The sequence below is a fragment of the Mesorhizobium sp. ES1-6 genome (assembly GCF_020164775.1).
Classification (GTDB): domain Bacteria; phylum Pseudomonadota; class Alphaproteobacteria; order Rhizobiales; family Rhizobiaceae; genus Mesorhizobium.
Map to the genome: position 1 here is coordinate 847,893 of NZ_JAIUGU010000001.1, position 18,608 is coordinate 866,500.

The following is an 18,608-nucleotide window of genomic DNA, read 5'->3' on the forward strand; positions in this document are numbered from 1 at the left end:
CGCCGCATCAGACACAGGACTAGATCTCCGACAGCTCCGGTTCCGGAGCAGGCAGAAAGGAGATCGCCTTGGCAGTCGTTGAGCAAAATCGGGAACTGATATCGGCGCCGCAACCGGCCCGGTCCGCCGGCCTGACGCTGGCGAGCCTGTCGCTCGCCACGCTGCTGTCGTCATTGGGAACCAGCATTGCCAGCGTCGGCTTGCCTTCGCTGATGCAAGCCTTCGATGCATCGTTCCAGGCCGTGCAATGGGTGGTTCTTGCCTATCTGCTCGCCATCACCACACTGATCGTCGGCGCCGGACGGCTGGCCGACATGTTCGGGCGTCGGCATTTGCTGCTTGGCGGGATCGCGCTGTTCACGCTGGCATCGGTCGTCTGCGGCCTGGCGCCGACGCTCTGGCTGCTGATCGCGGCGCGGGCCGTGCAGGGGCTTGGCGCCGCGCTGATGATGGCGCTGACGCTGGCCTTCGTTGCGCAAACCGTGAGCAAGGAGCGAAGCGGCAGCGCCATGGGCCTGCTCGGCGCCATGTCAGCCGTCGGCACGACCCTCGGCCCGTCGCTTGGCGGCTTGTTGATCGCCAGCCTCGGCTGGCGGACGATCTTTCTCGTCAATGTCCCGCTGGGCCTCCTGACCTTCGCTCTCGCCTGGCGTGGCTTGCCGGCACGCGGCAGCACGGTGGAGACCGGTCGAGGCACGTTTGACGTGATCGGCACCGCCCTGCTGGCCCTTACCTTGGGCGCCTATGCCCTGGCATTGACGCTTGGCCGAGGCAATTTCGGCGTGCTCAATCTGGGTCTTCTGGTCGCGGCCGGTGTCGGCGTCATCTTATTCGCCATCGCGCAGGCAAAAGCGAAGATGCCTCTTGTCCAACCAGCGAGGCTCCGCGACCCGCGGCTGAGTGCCGGCCTCGCCGCGAGCTTGATCGTCGCCACGGTGATGATGGCAACCCTGGTGGTTGCTCCGTTCTACGTGACGCGCGGGCTCGGATTGGATGCCGCGATGGTCGGCATGGTGCTGTCGACCGGACCGCTTGTCTCGACCCTCTCGGCGCTGCTGGCTGGACGCCTGACCGATCGCTTCGGAGCCCACGGGATGACGGCCACCGGCTTGGCGATCCTCGCCACGGGGACGCTCCTGTTGTCGCTTGCGCTGACGCGCCTCGGCATTGCCAGCTATGTCGTTCCAATCGCCGTCACCTGCTTCGGCTACGCCCTCTTCCAGACCGCCAACAACGCAGCCGTCATGGGCGGCATAAGCGCAAACGAACGTGGCCTCGTTTCCGGCCTGCTCAACCTGTCGCGCAATCTCGGCCTCATCACCGGCGCATCGCTGATGGGCGCCATATTCGCGATGGCGTCGAGTGACGCCCGGCATGGGATCGGGCAACAACTCTCCAGTTCCGCGGCCGCGGCCCGAGGCATGCAGGTCACCTTTCGGACAGCCACGGCCCTGGCGCTGGCCGCGCTGGTGATTGCCCTGCTCTCCGCCCGCGCCGGGCGAAAACCCAACCTGCCTTGAGCCGCGACCGTCTGAGAGCTCATGGAGCCGCGAAGGTTGCCGCACCGGGCTCAGGCTGGTACTGACGCCCTGCGGACTCATGTCCGCGACGCCAATTCGGGACAGTGTTATGGGAACCACCAAGTCAGCAGACAAGTAAGCCGCGACAACACCTTGTTGTTGCGGCCTTCTGCCCCGTCAAATCAGACCATTCATGAAACGGCAGATCGCCGCCAAATCTCACCATTTGTGCGGATGCTCAATCATGCCTTTTCAAAAACGACCCTCCCCGACATGGGCTTATGCCTTGCCCTCGGCACTCCTGCTGATGGCGCCTTTCGACATCCTTGCCTCGCTGGCCATGGATATCTATTTGCCGGTGGTTCCGGCGATGCCGGAGGCTCTCGGCACATCGCCCGCCATCATTCAGCTGACTCTCAGCCTCTATATGGTGACCCTCGGCCTCGGCCAGGTCGTGTTCGGCCCGGTCTCCGACCGGGTCGGCAGGCGCCCGGTGCTGATCGGTGGCGGGCTGCTGTTCGCGGGCGCTTCCGTCCTGCTCTCCGTCACGTCGCACGGCACGCCCTTTGTCGTACTGCGTGTCGTGCAGGCCATGGGTGCATCGGCTGTTCTGGTCGCAACCTTCGCCACGGTCCGGGATGTCTATGCCGGACGGCCGGAGGGCACCGTCATCTATGGACTGTTCAGTTCCATGCTGGCATTCGTGCCGGCATTGGGACCGGTCGCCGGCGCCCTGATCGCCAAGGGATTCGGCTGGCGTGCCATCTTCGTCACGCTCGCTATCCTGGCCGCGGCGGCCACGCTCAACGCGTGGCTCCGATGGCATGAGACGCGGCCCTCGAACAGCTCGGGTCCACGTCCTGCATTCGGCACGATCCTGGGCAGCTTCGCCTTCTGGACCTACACGCTCGGCTTCGCCACGGCGATGGGCACGTTCTTCGTGTTCTTCTCGACGGCGCCCAGGGTGCTGATCGATCGCGCCGGCTTCTCGCAGATCGCCTTCAGCGTCGCCTTTGCCACGGCGGCACTGGTGATGATCGCAACGACGCGATTTGCCAGGTCGTTCATCGCCCGATGGGGCGTGCCCGGCAGCCTCGCCCGCGGCATGGCGATGTTGCTTCTCGGCGCGGCGATGCTGGCACTGGGCCAGATCTTCGCCGCCCCTTCCTTCACGACCTTCGTCCTGCCCATGTGGGTGATGGCCGTGGGCATCGTCTTTGCCGGATCGGTCACGGCCAATGGCGCGCTTGAAGCCTTCGGCGATGTCGCGGGCGCTGCCGTGGCGCTCTATTTCTGCGTCCAGAGCCTGATCGTCGGCATCGCCGGAACGTTGTTCGTGCTCCTGCTTGGCGGCGACACGGCGTGGCCCCTGGCCTGCTATGCCGCCATTTTCGCGGTAATAACGCTGCTTGCGCTCGAGCTTTTGCGGAGCATGCAGGCAAGGCAGGACAGCAACAGCTGAAGGAAATGACGCACGGGGCCTGATGGACCGCCGTTCAGGCCCCTGCCCGTTTGCGGCGTTCGTAAAGCATGACGAGTGTTTCAGCCATCAGGGCCGGTTTTTCCTCGCCTTCGATCTCGACCCTGTTGGCGGCCTTCATCAGATATTGGCCGGGGCCCCGGTCTTCCATGGAAAGCAGCGTCGTGCGCAGGCGGATGCGTGCGCCGACCTTGACCGGCGCCAGGAAACGCACCTTGTCGAAACCATAGTTGAAGGCGGCCTGCGTATTTTCGGGCACGATCCCCATTTCGAGGGCCAGCGCGCCGATGATCGACAATGTCAGATAACCATGCGCGATCGTCGTGCGAAACGGGCTTTGCCGCCGCGCCCGTTCAGGATCGACGTGGATCCATTGATGGTCGCCGGTGCATTCGGCGAATTGGTTGATACGGTTCTGGTCGACCGTGGTCCATTCCGAGACGCCGAGCTCCTGTCCGGACATCGTTCTCAACTGCTCGTAGGTTGGCGGCGTTTTAGGCCGTGCTTCCGTCATTCCTGCTTTCCCGATCGCTTCCGAAGCTTCCGGATCACGACCGGCGGCCTCTGTCAATTCGTCCTGCCTGAATCCGTTCCGGCGGATTCGAGCTCACTCGTGCCATGGCTTAGCATGCGATGGCAGGCCGAATTCGGATTTTCCAACCTTCTGGGGCTGCGGGAGCTTATGGCGTGGCGCTAATGCAACTATGTGCAAGGTCGCGGAATTGCGAACCTGGCGTCTGCCGGAAGACGAAGCGATAGGTCCAAACAACCTACTTCTTTTCGTAACCGGAGCGGACCTCTTCCATCGCCTCCTTGATGCGCGCGCGCAGGATGTCGATCGATTCGGTACCCGATTTCCTCGCCAATTCAGCCACTTCACCGGCGTTCTTGAGCGCGGCCTCGAAGGATTTCCTGGCAAACTCCGTCTGCTTGGCCATGAGCTCCTGCGGATTGCCCGGTGCGCGGTAGCTCTGCGCCATGTCGGCGATCTCGCGCAACGTGTCCTGCAGCATTTCGCGTTGCCTCGACAGCAGCGAGGTCGCCCCGGCGGCGCTTGCCCGCGCCGATTTCTCCAGCGCCTCCAGGTTCTTGCGGTGATGTCCGAGGATCGCCTCGACATCGACGTTGGGCAGCTTCAGGTCACGGCCGAGCCTGCCGAACATTTCCGTGAAGGAATCGGATTCCGATTGTCTGGCCATGATTGTCTTCTCCCCTTTGCCGCGGTCGCGGACGCCCTCGTCTGGGAGAATAGCACTCGAACGCCTCATGTCCATTTCGAACACGGGCCTGCGCGATCGATAGGCATCAATTGACCGGGAGCAGCAGTTCGATCGTGTAGAGCACTATGCCCGCCAGCCCGCCGATGATCATGCCGTTGAACCTGATATATTGCAGGTCCCTGCCGATGTTCATCTCGATCAGCCGCGTCAGTTGCGCCAGATCCCAGCGCTTGACCTGGTCGGCGATGAACTTCGACACCCCGCTCTTCTGGCTTTCCACGAAGGACGCCAGCGCCACCACGAACCCCTGGTTCATATCGGCCCGGATCTGCGCATCGCCGGCAAGATGGCGGCCGACCTCGACGAACATGTTGGCGAGATGCTCCCGGATCAGGGAATTCGACGCCTTGGCGTCCTGCTCGATGAACAGGCTGAGGCTCTCCCACATGTCGCCGGCCAGCGCTTTGACCTCGGGCCTGGCGAGGAAATCGCGCTTCATCTTTTCCGCGCGCTTGGCATACTGCTTCGAGGTCCGCAGCCGCTCGACGAAGCCTTGCGCGAAACGGTCGAATTCGGCCCGCATCGGGTGGTCAGGATCGGCCCGCACCTCGTCCAGCAAGGAGCCCGCCGAGGCGACGATCTTCTTCAGCAGATAGGCGTCGGCGCGGAACAGGTTGAACAGCGACGGCAGTTCCTCGCGGATCTTGTCGCGCATCGTCGCCAGCGCCTGTTCGTCGTTGAGGAAGCGGCCGATGACCTTGATGAACTCGTCGAACAGTTTCTGGTGGCGGCGATCGTCGGTGAGCGCCGACAGGAGTTCGGCGGCCAGCGGCGCCAGCGGCACCTTTTCGATCTGTTCGAGCATCCGGCTGGTGACAAACCCGCGCAGGCCCGATTGTTCGACGGCCGCAAGTGTCCGCGGCACCAGCCGCACGACGAAGCGCGACAGGCCGGCGGCGCGCTCGGCATCGGCCAGCCAGTCGGCGACGAGCGCCGAAAAATCGACCTCGGCGAGTTTTTCACGCACCGGCTCCGGTGCCAGGAAATTGACCTCGATGAAACGCCCGAGATTGTCGGCGATGCGGTCCTGGTTTTCCGGGATGATGGCGGTGTGCGGGATCGGCAGCCCGAGCGGCCGCTTGAACAGCGCCACCACCGCATACCAGTCGGCAAGGCCGCCAATGGTCGCCGCCTCGGCGAAGGCGGCGACGAAGCCGAGCCACGGATAGCTGCCCTGGAAGGACTTGGCCAAGGCAAAGACCAGCACGCAGAGCGCCAGTGCCGCCGTGGCGACGAACTTTGTCCGCCGCAGCGCGGAAAGCTTGGCGGCTGCGTCGGCATCGAACCGCACTGGGGCCAGGGACTGGGTCGATTGAGCCATGGACGGCCGCTCCTCGTCGATCTCAGCCTATTTAGGGATTCGACCGCCAAAATGCCCGTGACGGCGATCCCCCGGGTCTTGCCCGGCACGCACATAAAGTTGACGAGAATATTCAGCTATAATGCGAAGCCAGTCTGGAATTATTCCAAGGTATAGGCCATATTCGGTCGAGGCCAGTAGCGCGACTCCGAAATCCGGGTGAAGCCGCGCCGGCAAAGTCTAGACCCTGGCATGGTTTACCAAGCCAGCGCTTTGTGAGGATGAAATGCGGCTTACCCGCCAAACCAACTATGCCATGCGCATCCTGATGTATTGTGCCGCCAACAATGACCGGTTGAGCCGCATTCCGGAGATCGCGGCCGCCTATTCGGTCTCCGAACTGTTCCTGTTCAAGATCCTGCAGCCCTTGGTCGAGAATGGCCTGGTCGAGACGGTGCGCGGCAGGAATGGCGGAGTACGGCTCGGCCGTGCCGCCGAAGCGATCAGCCTGTTCGACGTCGTGCGCGTGACCGAGGAAAGCTTTGCCATGGCGGAGTGCTTCGAGAACGACGCCGCGGAATGTCCGCTGGTCGACAGCTGCGCATTGAACTCGGCCCTTCGCGAGGCGCTCAACGCCTTCTTCGCCGTGCTTGCCCGTTACACCATCGCCGATCTGGTCGCGGCACGGCCGAATGTCCGCAATCTGCTTGGCATTGACATGCTGGTGGAACGCCGCGCCCCGGCTGCTTGATCCCCGTCGCGCTGCCTGAAATCAACCGACCGCCGATTGCGGCAGCACGAACGGCATGTTGCCGGCCGGCAGCACGCCGACCTTGAGCCGGCAATCGAACACCTTCTCGATCAGATCGTCACTCAGTACGTCGCGCGGCGAACCGGTCGCGGCCAGCCGGCCGCGATGCATGACGAAAATCCGGTCGGCGAACATCGCCGTCAGATTGAGATCATGCAGGATAGCGACCACGCCGCCGCCCCTTCTGGCGAAGTCGCGGGCGATGTTCATGATGATCAGTTGGTGCTTGATGTCGAGGCTGGACACCGGCTCGTCGAGGAAGAGATAACGCGGCCTGCCGTCGAGCACCGGCGCCCAGACCTGGCACAGCACCCGCGCGAGTTGGACGCGCTGCTGCTCGCCGCCTGAAAGCTCCTGGTAGAAACGCCCGGCAAAACCATCGAGGTCGACCCGCGCCAGCGCGCGCTCGGGCAGCCGCGTGTCCTCGCCCGGCAACACACCCGAGCGGCCGCCGACAAGGCCAAGCCTGACGACTTCCCGCACCGTGAACGGAAACGACAGCACCGTCGCCTGCGGCAGCACGGCCCGCTGGACGGCAACCCCCACCGGCTTCATCGCCGAGAGGTCGCGGCCGTTGAGAATGACGGTTCCGGCATAGGCGAGTTCGCCCGACAGCGCCTTGAGGAAGGTCGTCTTGCCCGAACCGTTCGGGCCGACGATGGCCGCGATTTCGCCCGGGCGAGCGTCGAAATCGACATTGGCGACGATACGCTTGCCGGCGATATCGACCGAAACGTCCCTTGCCTCGATCATCCCAACCTCACAAATCCCGAGCCTCACAAATCCCAAGTCTCACAAATCGACCACGCCGCGCTTGCGCAGCAATATCCACAGGAAGAACGGCGCGCCCGCAATCGCGGTAACGATGCCGATCGGCAGCTCGGCGGGTGCCACGATGGTGCGGGCGACCGCGTCGGCAAGCAGCAGCAACGAGGCGCCGAGCAGCGCCGAGGCCGGCAGCAGATAGCGATTGTCCGGGCCAATCAGCAGGCGCAGCAGGTGCGGCACCACGATGCCGACGAAGCCGATGCCGCCGCTGACGGCCACCGACGCGCCGACTGCCGCCGAAACACCGACAATGGCCGTGTATTTCAGCCGCTGCACCGGAATGCCGAGATGGCCGGCGGTGGCCTCGCCGAGCGCCAGCGCGTTGAGGCCGCGGGCCAGGAACGGCATCGCCGCGAGTGCCAGGACGATGATGGGCCCGACGGAAGCGATCTTGGCCCATGTCGCACCGCCGAGCGATCCCAGTGACCAGAACGTCAGATCGCGCAACTGGCGATCGTCGGCCATGAAGATCAGGATTCCGGTCAGCGCCATGGCAAGCGCCGCCAGGGCGATGCCCGCGAGCAACATGGTGGCGACCGAGGTTTGCCCGCGTCGCGTGGCGACCTGATAAAGCACCAATGTCGTTGCAAGACCGCCGAAGAATGCCGCGAGCGGCAGCGCAAGCGTTCCGAGCAATGCGGTCACCGGCGCCAAAATGGTCCCGCCCAGCACGATGATCGCCACCGCGCCGAGGCTGGAACCAGCTGAAACCCCGATCAGGCCGGGGTCGGCGAGCGGATTGCGGAACAGCCCCTGCATGACGGCGCCACAGACAGCGAGAGCCGCCCCCACCAGCATGCCCAGGATAACGCGCGGCAGCCGGATGTCGTAGACGATCAGCTCGTCACGGGCGTTGCGTGCCGCATCGCCGGGGACGGTGCCAAGGAGCCAATCCCTGATGACGTTCACGGCGGATGCGTCCGACGCCCCTGCCGTGAGCGAAAGCAAGACGGCGATTGCCAGGCCGAGGCACAGCAAAAGGACGACCGCGCGGGCGCGGGCCGAACGATCGCCTTCGGACACACCCGTCACCTTGACCGTACCGGCGATCGATTGATCGACCATCATGCTCAGTCCGTGCCCTGCGTGCCGTAGAGCGAAGCCGTGAGATCGTGGATAGCGTCGGCCGTGCGCGGCCCGAAGCCGAGCAGGTAGCCGCCCCACATGCTGATCAACTTGCGGCCGGTGCCCGCCGGGGTCGAAGCAATGGCGGGGTTGGCAAACAACTCCTCTTCGGAGATAGGCGGTCCACCACCCTTCATCGTCAGGATGACGTCCGGCCTGGCAGTCACGATCGCCTCGTCGGACACCGGCTTGTAGCCGGAGAAGCCCTCGACCGCGTTGACCGCGCCGGCGAGCTTGATGATGCCCTCTGCGGCGGTGTCGCTGCCCGCGGCAAGAATCTTGCCGCCTTGCGTCGAGAGCACGAAAAGGACGCGCTTGCGCTCCTTGATCGAGGCTGCCTGTTTTTCGGCGGCCGAGAGCTTCGCATCCGTCTCGGCGACCAGCCTGTCGGCCTTGGCGTCGACACCCAGCGCCTTACCCACGACCCGGATCTTCTCCAGAATGCCTTCATGGGTGAAATGCTCGGGCACCTCTATGTAAGCCACCCTCGACTTCTTGAGCACGTCGATCGCTTCCTGCGGGCCGCTGCCATGGAGCGCCAGAATGCCGGACGGATTGACCGACAGAACGCCCTCGGGCGACAGCTGGCGCATATAGCCGACATCGGGAAGCTTCGATGCTTCCTCGGGGTAAGAACTCGTCGAATCGCGTGCAACCAGGCGGCCCTCCTCGCCGAGCGCATAGACGATTTCGGTGATCGAACCGCCGATGGAGGCGATCCGCGACGTGTCGGAAAAGACCGTTGCGCCTTCGTTGGCGCCGACGGGCAAGGCCGTCAAAGCGAGCAAGGCGCCAACCATCGGCGCCAGCGCGGCGCGTAAACTGAAAACAACACGCATTGGGTTCTTCCTCAGGCTGCCGTCGGGTTTGGAAGGCGCGGCAGGTGCTCGGCCAGGAAGCGCCAGTCGTCGCGCTCGCTTTCGCCCTCGTGGCGCTTGCCGAAAAACTGGATGATCATCTCGCCATTGGCGCCATAGACCTCGAGCGATGTGACATGACCGTCCTTGGTCGGCTTGCGCACCGCCCAGACCTCATGGATGTGGTCGGTGCGCAGATGCAGGTGGAAGGTCTCGTCGAGCACGTTGATCCACGGCCCCATCGGCTTGATCGACTTGACCGGACCGGAATGGATCTGGATGCAGCCGCGGTTGCCCACAAAACACATGATCGGCATCTCGCCTTCGGCGGCGTGGTGGAACATGGCGCGCACCGCATCATTGTCGAGCAGCCAGGCATAGTCCTGGCCGACCATGCGCACCGCCTGGCGACGGCTGAGCTTCAACGTCTTCAGCATGCCGAAGAACTGGTGCACGTCCGTCAGCCGGCTCCAGCGGTCGCGCAGATCGTCCAGGCTCGCGGTCGATGTCGCGGTCTCGCTTTCCTCATCGAGAACGGACCCTGAAATCTCGATCGTCGGCTCCTGGTTCGGTGATTCCAGCGAGGCGACCAGCTTCTGGTAGGCATACAGACTGGACGCCGGTCGCAGATGCACCTTGTGCACCGCCTCGCCCGCCGCATCGAAGAACTGCAGGCTGCGGCGGATCTCGTCGCCGTCGCGCTTTTCCACGGCAAAACCGTGCGCCCAGACTTTCGGGAAGATGCGCAGGTCGATGTTCTCGCCGAGCACCATGGCATTGTGGTTGCCGGTGACGACCTTGTCGTAGACGCCGATCTTCTCGTGGACGGCACTTTCGTTGCGAGTCAGCGCCATGACCTCGCCAACGGCCTCGAGACCTGTCAGAAGGTCGTTGACGCGGGGTTCGACCCGCACGACGCCATCGCCGCAATGCGCGGCGACCAGTTCGGCCTCCGAGATGCCGAGCTGGCCGGCCAGGTCACGCTCGCGCGTTTTCGGATTCTCTGTCCGTGCCCGCCGGATTTCATGCGGGGCGGGTTTTACGCGCTGATCCATGTCTTACCCCTGTCGCCTTGTCTTACTTGTTGAGAATGAGCTTGCCCTGCCGGGTGATCTTCAACCGATAGAGCGCGCCGTGATGCTCGATGCCGATCTCGTGCTCGCCCTGGAACAGCGTGTTGCTGGACAGCGTTCGCACCGCGAGCGGAATCCGATCGAAACGCGCCGAGGCCTCATCGGAACGGCGGACGCGATAGCGAAAATCGTTGGGATTGTGCGTGTTCATCTGGGTCGATCCCTTCCTGTGCCGGGCATCTGGCTAGGCGTTGCGAAATTGCCGATTCATTTCTTGACTTGAATAATCATGTTTACTAGTCAGTGCAATACCGGACTAAATGAGTCAATATTTAAGATGCCGGATACGATCAAAAATGCCAGCAAGCCCCGGGCCAGCCAGCATGGAACCTGGGATTTGGAGTTGGGGCATGGGGTTGATGATTTGGGAACGGCGCGGCCGATCGGCGGCGAACGGTGCGGCGGCTTTGCTCGCAAGCGTGGCGGTGGTCGCCCTGTCCGCGCCGTTCGCGCACGCGCAACAGGCGACGCGGCCGGCGGGCGAGCAGGCCGATCAATCGAAGAAGACTGACCAGGAAAAAGCAGCCCCCGCCGGCGCGACGCTGCTCGACAAGATCCTGGTGTTGAGCCGCACCGGCGAGACCGCGATCCAATCGCTGGCCTCGGCAAGCCATGTCGACCAGGAACAGCTCGATCGGCGCATGGCCACGACGCCGAACGAGATGCTGCTCGGTGTGCCGGGTGTCGCCACGCAGGCCGATGCCAGGCGTGTCAGCACCAGCATCAACATCCGCGGCCTGCAGGATTTCGGCCGCGTCGCTGTCATCGTCGATGGCGCGCGCCAGAATTTCCAGCGCTCCGACCACGGCACGCAGTCGACCTTCTACATCGATCCCGAGCTCGTCAAATCCGTCGACGTGATCCGTGGCCCGGTCGCCAACACCTATGGTTCGGGCGCCATTGGCGGTGTCGTGTTCTTCGACACCAAGGATGCCCAGGACTTCCTCAAGCCGGAAGAGACCTGGGCCGGTTCCGTCACCGGACGCTACGAGAGCAACGGCAAGGGCTGGACTACCAGTGCCACCGGTGCCTACCGCATCAATGAAAACTGGGACGTGTTGGGCAACATCGTCTATCGCGACTACGACAACTACAAGGATGGCGATGGCGACACGGTCAACGGCACTGGCTTCGACGTGCTGAGCGGCCTGCTCAAGACCACCATCCGGCCGACCGAGAACAGTGAGCTGAAGCTTGGCTGGGTCGGCTCGAGCGACGGCTGGGACGAGACCAGCGGCGGCGTGCCTGTGAATGATGTCGACCTGAAGTCGAACACCTTCACGGCCCGCTACAACATCACGGACGAGGACAAGAGCTGGCTCGATCTCCACATCAACACCTCCTACAACAAGACCAATCTCGATCTGACCAGTCTTGTCCCGCAGAACCGCTTCGATCCGGTGACCGGTCTTCCCGTGGTGCTGCCAGCAGGGTCGCGGTCGACATTCGATGTCGGCACGACCGGCATCGATATCTGGAACACGTCACGGTTCGAAACGAGCGGCGTCGCGCATGAACTGACCTATGGCGGCGACTGGGTCGGCGACAATGTCGAGACCGGCGGCGCGGCCGGCGGCGACAGTTTCTACACCCCATCGGGCAAGCGGAACGTCTCCGGCGCCTACGTCCAGGACAAACTCACCTGGGAATGGCTCGAAGTCATCGCCGGCTTGCGCTACGACAGCTACAGCCTGAAGGACGACACGCACGATGTTTCCGGCGACAGGCTATCGCCGCGCGTCACGGTCGGTGTCTCGCCTTTCGAGAGCGCCGGGCTTGCGGGCCTGCAATTCTACGGCACCTACGCGGAAGGTTACCGCTCGCCGTCGATCACGGAGACGCTGATCAGCGGCAATCATCCCGCCGGCGTCAGCTTCCCGTTCCTGCCCAATCCAAATCTGCGGCCTGAAACGGGCAAGACAACCGAATTCGGCGTCAATTACAGGCAGAACGATATTTTCGAGCCGGGCGACGCCCTGCGCCTGAAGGCAGCCTATTTCAACAACGATGTCGACGACTATATCGACGGCGTGACCCTGTCACCGTTCGCTCCAGGCAGCGGCTGCCCGTTCGGCCCCGGCATCCCGATCTGCTTCCAATATCAGAATTTCGCCAAGGCCAAGATCGACGGCTTCGAGTTGGAAGGCGTCTACGACGCGGCATGGGGCTATGCCGGGCTTTCCGCCTCGATCACCAACGGTCACACCGTTTCCTACAAGGGCGTGGAAGCCGACCTCGCCACCATCCCCTCCTCTCAGGTCACCGCTCAGTTGGGCCTGCGCTTCCTCGAGGACAAGCTGACCGTTGGCGGTGAAGTGCAGTACAATGGCAAGCCGAAGGGCAATGCGGTGGCCACGGACTACACGCTGGTCAACGCCTTCGCCAGCTATCAGGCGACCGACAATCTGAAGGTCGATTTCCGCGCCGACAATCTGTTCGACGTCAAATACGCCAACCCGCTCAACGGCAGCACGACAGTCGCGGTCTATGAACCCGGCATCACGCTGAAACTGGCGGCAACCATGCGTTTTGGAGGCTGATCCACCATGACGAGCTTGACGGCATCGCTTCGTCTGCTGACCTCGACGCTGGCGATGTCGCTTGCGACGCTTCCGGCGTGGACTGAGCAGTCCGCGCCGGTCCTGACCCTCGAACTCAATGCCGCGCAGCCTTCGGAAAAGGGCTGCCGGCTGACCTTCCTGGTCAACAACAGTCTCGGCGCCGACGTCACCAAGGCGGCGTTCGAGATCGCGTTGTTCAACGAGGCCGGTGTTGTCGACCGGCTGACCGTGCTCGACTTCAAGGACCTGCCTTCCGGCAAGACAAAGGTGACGCGCTTTGACCTTGCCGGCGCCGACTGCGCGAAGGTCAGCCGCGTGCTGATCAACAGCGCGACCGAATGCGTGGGCTCAGGCGTCGAGCCGGCCGCCTGCATGCGCAAGCTGAAGACGGACACCAAGACCGGCATCGCTTTCGGCGTCTGAGGTGGGGCTGCATCCAGCATCCCTGGGAAAGACCTCGGCCCGCCCGCTGGGCGGCGTCTCGATGTCTCGGAGCGGGGCAATCGATCTTGATTTGACAAGTCTGCGCCGGCCGCTGCAATTTCCGCCGCGCGACATGCAGGAAATCAGTCCCCTCCCCGACGCCGGCGACGAGTTGGCCATCGTGCCCGCAGAGCCGATCGGCTGGATGCCACCCGCAGCCAAAGGCAGATGGCCGGCGGCGATCGTCGCGTCCTGCCTGCTTCACGCCGGCGTGGTGGCGGCTTTCCTGATCTCGCCCAAAGGCGCTGCCGACTTGCCGGATACGGCGCAGTCGCAAGGCAGCGACCAAGCCGGCGACAAGGTGGCGGGCAGCGCGCTGGATCGCGAATCGCAGGCGATGAACGTCACACTCGTGCCCGACCCACAACCGGCCAAACCGGCACCGGCTCGTCCCGCTCCATCGCCCCAACCACCACCTGCCCGGCAAGCCACGGCCTCGCCCGAGAAGCCGCTCGAGCCGTCTCAACCTGTCCGTGAAGCGGCCAGGCCACCGTCACCCGAGCCGGCAAGGCAGGCCTCGTCAACGCCCGATATACTGGTGACCGACGTCCCTCGCGATGACAATCAGAGCGTTGCGGCAAAAATCGAAGAGCCGGCACAGCCGGAGGTTCAACCCGAGACCCCAGACACAGTCGCCGCCATCACACAACCTCCTGTGCCCAGCCCCAGGCCAAGTCCGCCAGCCGTCGCGGCAAGCGAAGTGGACGACAAGCGCGGCACGGCCGACGGCCAAGTCCGCTCCGCGCGGACGGCTAGCAAAGGCAAAAAGCAAAAAGAGGTGGGCAGCGCCACGGAGGACAGCTATCGCAGCGACGTCATCCGCAAGCTCAGCGGGGTCAATCGTGCAGTGCCTCCAGCGGTGCAGCTCACAGCGCTCAACAATGCTGTCGTGACATTCGTCATCGGCAGCCGCGGCGGCATCGACGATCTGCGTATCCTGCAAAGCTCTGGATCGCCAAACTTCGATCAGGTCGTGCTCGGCATCGTGCGCAAGGCAGCGCCCTTCCCGCCCATCCCACCCAAGGTAGGCAACAGCCTGGTGTTCACAGGCGCAATTGGACCGTTCTGAGGGTCCTGCCTTGCCGCTCAAACCATTCGCCAATCAGCGCGATCCAACGATCAGAAAGGAATTCCATGTACATCGCCATGAACCGCTTCAAGGTGCGGACCGGCTCCGAGGCCGATTTCGAAGCCGTATGGAAGAACCGCGATTCCAGCCTTGCCGAGATGAAAGGCTTTCGCGAGTTCCATCTGCTGCGCGGCCCGGTCAACGAGACCGAAGGTTATACGCTGTTTGCGTCGCACATGGTGTGGGCGAGCCATGAGGATTTCGTCGCCTGGACCAGATCGGAGAATTTTCGCGCCGCCCACCGCAATGTCGGCACGACGAAAGTCCACTATCTCGGCCACCCGCAATTCGAGGGCTTTTCCGTCGTCGAGGGTGCCTGAGAACCGGCCAGTCTACGCCGCGGCAAGCAGGCTGGCATTGCCGCCCGCCGCAGTGGTGTCGACGCAGACGGCCCGCTCATGCGCATAAGCAGCCGGATAAAGCACTTCGCTGACCAGCGGCATGATCGGGCCCGAACGCTCGGCGATCACCTTGCGCACGATACGCGCCGCCTCGGGCGTGCCAGAGAAGGCAACGACGTCGACACGCAGCGAGCGCGCCTCGACGGGATCGGGGCGGCCGTCGATGGCCGCCAGCGGCAGGCCTTTGCCGGTCAACGCGGAGAGCGCCGCCGGGGCGCCTGGCGCGACGGCCAGCACCGCATTGCCGGCGGCAAGTGCCTGAATGGTCTGCGCCAGCAGCGTGTCGCCGTCCGGACCCAGGCACAGCACCCGGCCGCGCGGCGATAGCGACAGCGTGTTGGCCTCGCCGGTCGGCCCGGGCAAATCGACCTGGCCGAAATCGATGCTTGCCGCCGCACCGATCGCCGCCGCGCCCTTGCCGCGCAGATGCTTCCTCAGGATGGCGATCCGGTCCGGCCGTGTCGACCAGCCGCCGAGCGCCGGATCGGGCAGATTGTCGGCGAGTTCGGTGGCCGTCACCTTGTGGCCCTCGCCGACTTCCGTGCCGGCTTCCGGTCCCTTGCGGAAACGCCTGAGATAGTGCGGCCCGCCGGCCTTCGGTCCGGTGCCTGAAAGGCCTTCGCCGCCAAAGGGCTGCGAGCCGACGACGGCGCCGATCTGGTTGCGGTTGACGTAGATGTTGCCGGCATGAATGCCGTCGACGAAATGCTGAACGCGACCCTCGATGCGGGTGTGCAGGCCGAAGGTCAGGCCATAACCCTTGCGGTTGATGGCGGCGATGACGCTGTCGATCTGGTCGGCGTCGAAACTGGCGACATGCAGCACCGGCCCGAACACTTCGCGTTCCATCTCCTCGATGCCCTTGACCCGGAAGACATGCGGCGCAACGAAGCGCCCGTCTTTCGGGGCTTCGAGCTTGGCGAGCAGCCGGCCCTGCAGGCCCATCTTCGTGCAGTAGTCGCGGATGGAGCTTTGCGCCTCGTCGTCGATGACCGGGCCGACATCGGTCGAGATCAGCCAGGGATCGCCGATGTTGAGCGCTTCCATGGCGCCCTTCAGCATCTCCAGCATCTTCTTCTCGACGTCCTTTTGCACATAGAGCACGCGCAGCGCCGAACAGCGCTGGCCGGCACTCTGGAAGGACGAGGCCAGGATATCGCGCACCGCCTGTTCGGGCAGCGCGGTGGAATCGACGATCATGGCGTTGAGACCACCGGTCTCGGCGATCAGCATGGCATCAGGCGCCGCCGTCTCGGCCAGCTGTTTTTCGATCAGCTTGGCGACCTCGGTCGAGCCGGTGAAGCAGACGCCGGCGATGCGCGGATCCGCCGTCAGCGGAGCGCCGACAGAGGGACCGTCACCCGGCAGAAGCTGGATGATGTCTTCCGGCACGCCGGCCTCGCGCAGCATCTCGACCGCGCGGAAGGCGATCAGCGGCGTCTGCTCGGCGGGCTTGGCGATCACCGAATTGCCGGTGACGAGCGCTGCCGCGATCTGGCCGGTGAAGATGGCGAGCGGGAAATTCCATGGCGAGATGCACACGATGGCACCGCGCGCTTGCGTGCCGGCCTCGGCATTCACCGCTTCCGCCGCGTAGTAGCGCAGGAAGTCGATGGCCTCGCGCACCTCGGCGACGCCGTCGGCAAGCGACTTGCCGGCCTCGCGGGTGGCGAGCGCGAAGAACTCGACCGCGTTGGCCTCGTAAAGGTCGGCCGCGCGGTTGAGGATCGCGGCACGCTCGGCAACCGGCCGTTTTGCCCAGGCCGGCTGCGCCTCGACAGCGATGCGCACGGCGGTCGCGACCTGCTTGGCGGCGGCCTCGTGAACCGTGCCGACGACCTCGGAAGGCTTTGCCGGATTGACGATCGGGCGTTGCTTGCCATAGCCGGCGGCGCGCGTGATCGGCTTGGCGTGCCAGCGATCCGGCCCGGCAAAAGCCGCTTTGGCCTTGTCGATTGCAGCCAGCGTCACGGTGTCGGTAATGTCGAATCCTTTCGAGTTGCGGCGCCCGATCCCAAAGATCTGGGATGGCCTGGCAATCGCCGGATTGGCGGCGGGACCCTGGCTCTCGATCGTCTCCAGCGGATCGCGCGCGATATCTTCCGGCTCCACCTCCTCATCGGTCAATTGGTGCACGAAGGAGGAATTGGCGCCGTTCTCGAGCAGACGGCGGACCAGATAGGCAAGCAGGTCCGAATGCGCGCCGACCGGCGCATAGATGCGACAGCGCGTGCCCTCCGACCGGCGCACGGTTTCGTGCAAGGCCTCGCCCATGCCATGCAGGCGCTGGAACTCGAAGGTGTCGCGGTTGTCGGCCATGGACAGGATGGCGGCGACGGTGTGGGCATTGTGCGTGGCGAACTGCGGATAGATGCGGTCGGTCATGCCAAGCAGTTTCTTCGCGCATGCCATGTAGGACACGTCGGTGTTGGCCTTGCGCGTGAAGACGGGATAACCAGTGAGCCCAAGCGTCTGCGCCCGCTTGATCTCGGTGTCCCAATACGCGCCCTTCACCAGCCGCACCATGATGTTGCGGTTGTACTTTTTCGCCAGCGCATAGAGCCAGTCGATGGTGAAGGCCGCGCGCGGCCCATAGGCCTGCACAACGACGCCAAAACCGTTCCAGCCAGAAAGTTCCGGTTCGGCCAGCACCCGCTCGATCACATCGAGCGACAGATCGAGGCGATCCGCCTCCTCGGCATCGATGTTGAGTCCCATCCGCGAATGCCTGGCCGCGAGCGCCAGCGACAGCAGCCGCCCGGCCATCATGGGCAGCATTTCTTCCTTCTGCGCCACCTCGTAGCGCGGATGCAACGCCGAGAGCTTGACCGAGATGCCGTGGTTGTAGCGGATATCGGGGCCGTTGGAGCCGGCATCGAGCGAGGAAATGGCGTCGGCATAGGCCTTGTGATAACGCAGCGCATCCGCCTCGGTGCGGGCGGCCTCGCCCAGCATGTCGAAGGAATAGAGATAACCCTTCTGCGTCATCTGCCGGCCGCGCTTGACGGCTTCCGCGATGGTGCGACCGAGCACGAACTGCTCGCCCATCTCGCGCATGGCGGCGGCCACCGCCTTGCGGATGACCGGCTCTCCCAGACGGCGCACCATCGAGCGCAGCGTGCCTTCGATGCCGCCCTCGCCTTCATCGAGCACGCGGCCGGTCAGCATCAGCGCCCAGGTCGAGGCGTTGACGAAGATCGAGCTCGAACCGCCCGAATGCGCCGACCAGTCGTGCGGCGCGATCTTGTCGGCGATGAGGTCGTCCATCGTCTCGGTATCGGGCACGCGCAGCAGCGCCTCGGCCAGGCACATCAGCGCCACGCCTTCCTTGGTGGAGAGACCGTAGGCCGAAAGAAAAACTTCCATCAGCCGGGGGTCGGTGGAGCCCCGAACCGCCCGCACCAGGTCGGCCGCGCGAGTCGAGATCGCCTTGCGGTCTCCGGCCGAAAGCCCGGTTGCCTCGGCCAATCGTCTGACAGCCTCGTCTTCGTCGGGCAAATAGTTGGCGCGGATCTGCTGGCGGATGGCGTCGAGCGGCATGGCGGTCCTGTGAAGCAAGCATCAGGGAGCGGACCGGCGGTCACCGGACCGAATGGCGCAAGCTAGCACAAGTGCTGGATTTCAGGCGGTCCGAAAAAATCGACATGGAAGTTCAATCGGTCTATCATATGGCCAGAAATCACGGATTTAGGCTACGTTT

The 18,608-nt window shown here is 64.2% G+C and carries 16 protein-coding genes; 7 read left to right on the forward strand and 9 right to left on the reverse strand.

The window, feature by feature from the left end; all coding sequences use genetic code 11:
* Positions 1–68: 68 nt before the first annotated feature.
* Together LB564_RS04310 and cml are read left to right on the forward strand one after the other, a co-directional pair.
* Positions 69–1,520, forward strand: coding sequence for an MFS transporter (locus LB564_RS04310; protein ID WP_224535200.1), 1,452 nt, complete (start codon positions 69–71; stop codon positions 1,518–1,520).
* A 244-nt stretch (positions 1,521–1,764) separates the two neighbouring features.
* Complete coding sequence (cml, locus tag LB564_RS04315) at positions 1,765–2,982, forward strand: CmlA/FloR family chloramphenicol efflux MFS transporter (protein WP_224535202.1); 1,218 nt, start codon at positions 1,765–1,767, stop codon at positions 2,980–2,982.
* Positions 2,983–3,016: 34 nt separating this feature from the next.
* On the opposite strand, the gene LB564_RS04320 is transcribed toward cml, so the two are convergent.
* The 3 genes from LB564_RS04320 to LB564_RS04330 all read right to left on the reverse strand — a co-directional run bounded on the left by LB564_RS04320 (position 3,017) and on the right by LB564_RS04330 (position 5,601).
* Positions 3,017–3,514, reverse strand: coding sequence for a MaoC family dehydratase (locus tag LB564_RS04320; protein WP_224535204.1), 498 nt, complete (start codon positions 3,512–3,514; stop codon positions 3,017–3,019).
* Between the two features lie 256 nt (positions 3,515–3,770).
* Positions 3,771–4,199 carry a phasin family protein gene (locus LB564_RS04325; protein WP_224535206.1) on the reverse strand — a complete coding sequence of 143 codons (429 nt, stop codon included), beginning with the start codon at positions 4,197–4,199 and terminating at the stop codon, positions 3,771–3,773.
* Positions 4,200–4,305: 106 nt separating this feature from the next.
* On the reverse strand, positions 4,306–5,601 hold the full coding sequence (locus LB564_RS04330) for a DUF445 domain-containing protein (protein ID WP_224535208.1): 1,296 nt from the start codon (positions 5,599–5,601) through the stop codon (positions 4,306–4,308).
* Between the two features lie 265 nt (positions 5,602–5,866).
* On the opposite strand from LB564_RS04330, the gene rirA reads away from it, so the two are divergent.
* Positions 5,867–6,331 (forward strand): iron-responsive transcriptional regulator RirA, encoded by a 465-nt coding sequence (gene rirA / locus LB564_RS04335; protein ID WP_224535210.1) that lies wholly within the window; start codon positions 5,867–5,869, stop codon positions 6,329–6,331.
* 21 nt (positions 6,332–6,352) lie between these two features.
* Here rirA and LB564_RS04340 read toward each other — a convergent pair whose 3' ends face one another.
* Genes LB564_RS04340 through hemP form a run of 5 tightly spaced genes read right to left on the reverse strand, consistent with a single transcriptional unit; the run spans position 6,353 to position 10,485 of the window.
* Positions 6,353–7,144 carry a heme ABC transporter ATP-binding protein gene (locus LB564_RS04340; RefSeq protein ID WP_224535213.1) on the reverse strand — a complete coding sequence of 264 codons (792 nt, stop codon included), beginning with the start codon at positions 7,142–7,144 and terminating at the stop codon, positions 6,353–6,355.
* Between the two features lie 39 nt (positions 7,145–7,183).
* A complete protein-coding gene (locus tag LB564_RS04345; protein WP_224535426.1) occupies positions 7,184–8,284 on the reverse strand; it encodes a FecCD family ABC transporter permease in 1,101 nt (366 codons plus the stop codon).
* Positions 8,285–8,289: 5 nt separating this feature from the next.
* Entirely contained in the window at positions 8,290–9,183 is an 894-nt protein-coding gene (locus tag LB564_RS04350) for a hemin ABC transporter substrate-binding protein (protein WP_224535215.1), read from the reverse strand.
* Positions 9,184–9,194: 11 nt separating this feature from the next.
* Complete coding sequence (locus LB564_RS04355; RefSeq protein WP_224535217.1) at positions 9,195–10,256, reverse strand: hemin-degrading factor; 1,062 nt, start codon at positions 10,254–10,256, stop codon at positions 9,195–9,197.
* A 22-nt stretch (positions 10,257–10,278) separates the two neighbouring features.
* Positions 10,279–10,485, reverse strand: coding sequence for a hemin uptake protein HemP (gene hemP, locus LB564_RS04360; protein ID WP_140701659.1), 207 nt, complete (start codon positions 10,483–10,485; stop codon positions 10,279–10,281).
* A 199-nt stretch (positions 10,486–10,684) separates the two neighbouring features.
* Between hemP and LB564_RS04365 the strand changes: the two genes are divergently transcribed.
* The 4 genes from LB564_RS04365 to LB564_RS04380 all read left to right on the forward strand — a co-directional run bounded on the left by LB564_RS04365 (position 10,685) and on the right by LB564_RS04380 (position 14,827).
* Positions 10,685–12,874 (forward strand): TonB-dependent hemoglobin/transferrin/lactoferrin family receptor, encoded by a 2,190-nt coding sequence (locus LB564_RS04365; RefSeq protein WP_224535219.1) that lies wholly within the window; start codon positions 10,685–10,687, stop codon positions 12,872–12,874.
* Positions 12,875–12,880: 6 nt separating this feature from the next.
* On the forward strand, positions 12,881–13,318 hold the full coding sequence (locus tag LB564_RS04370; RefSeq protein ID WP_224535221.1) for a hypothetical protein: 438 nt from the start codon (positions 12,881–12,883) through the stop codon (positions 13,316–13,318).
* A 91-nt stretch (positions 13,319–13,409) separates the two neighbouring features.
* A complete protein-coding gene (locus LB564_RS04375) occupies positions 13,410–14,447 on the forward strand; it encodes an energy transducer TonB (RefSeq protein ID WP_224535223.1) in 1,038 nt (345 codons plus the stop codon).
* Positions 14,448–14,512: 65 nt separating this feature from the next.
* Positions 14,513–14,827, forward strand: a complete 315-nt coding sequence (locus LB564_RS04380) for an antibiotic biosynthesis monooxygenase family protein (protein ID WP_224535225.1) — start codon at positions 14,513–14,515, stop codon at positions 14,825–14,827.
* Between the two features lie 12 nt (positions 14,828–14,839).
* On the opposite strand, the gene putA is transcribed toward LB564_RS04380, so the two are convergent.
* On the reverse strand, positions 14,840–18,448 hold the full coding sequence (putA, locus tag LB564_RS04385) for a bifunctional proline dehydrogenase/L-glutamate gamma-semialdehyde dehydrogenase PutA (RefSeq protein ID WP_224535227.1): 3,609 nt from the start codon (positions 18,446–18,448) through the stop codon (positions 14,840–14,842).
* Positions 18,449–18,608 lie beyond the last annotated feature (160 nt).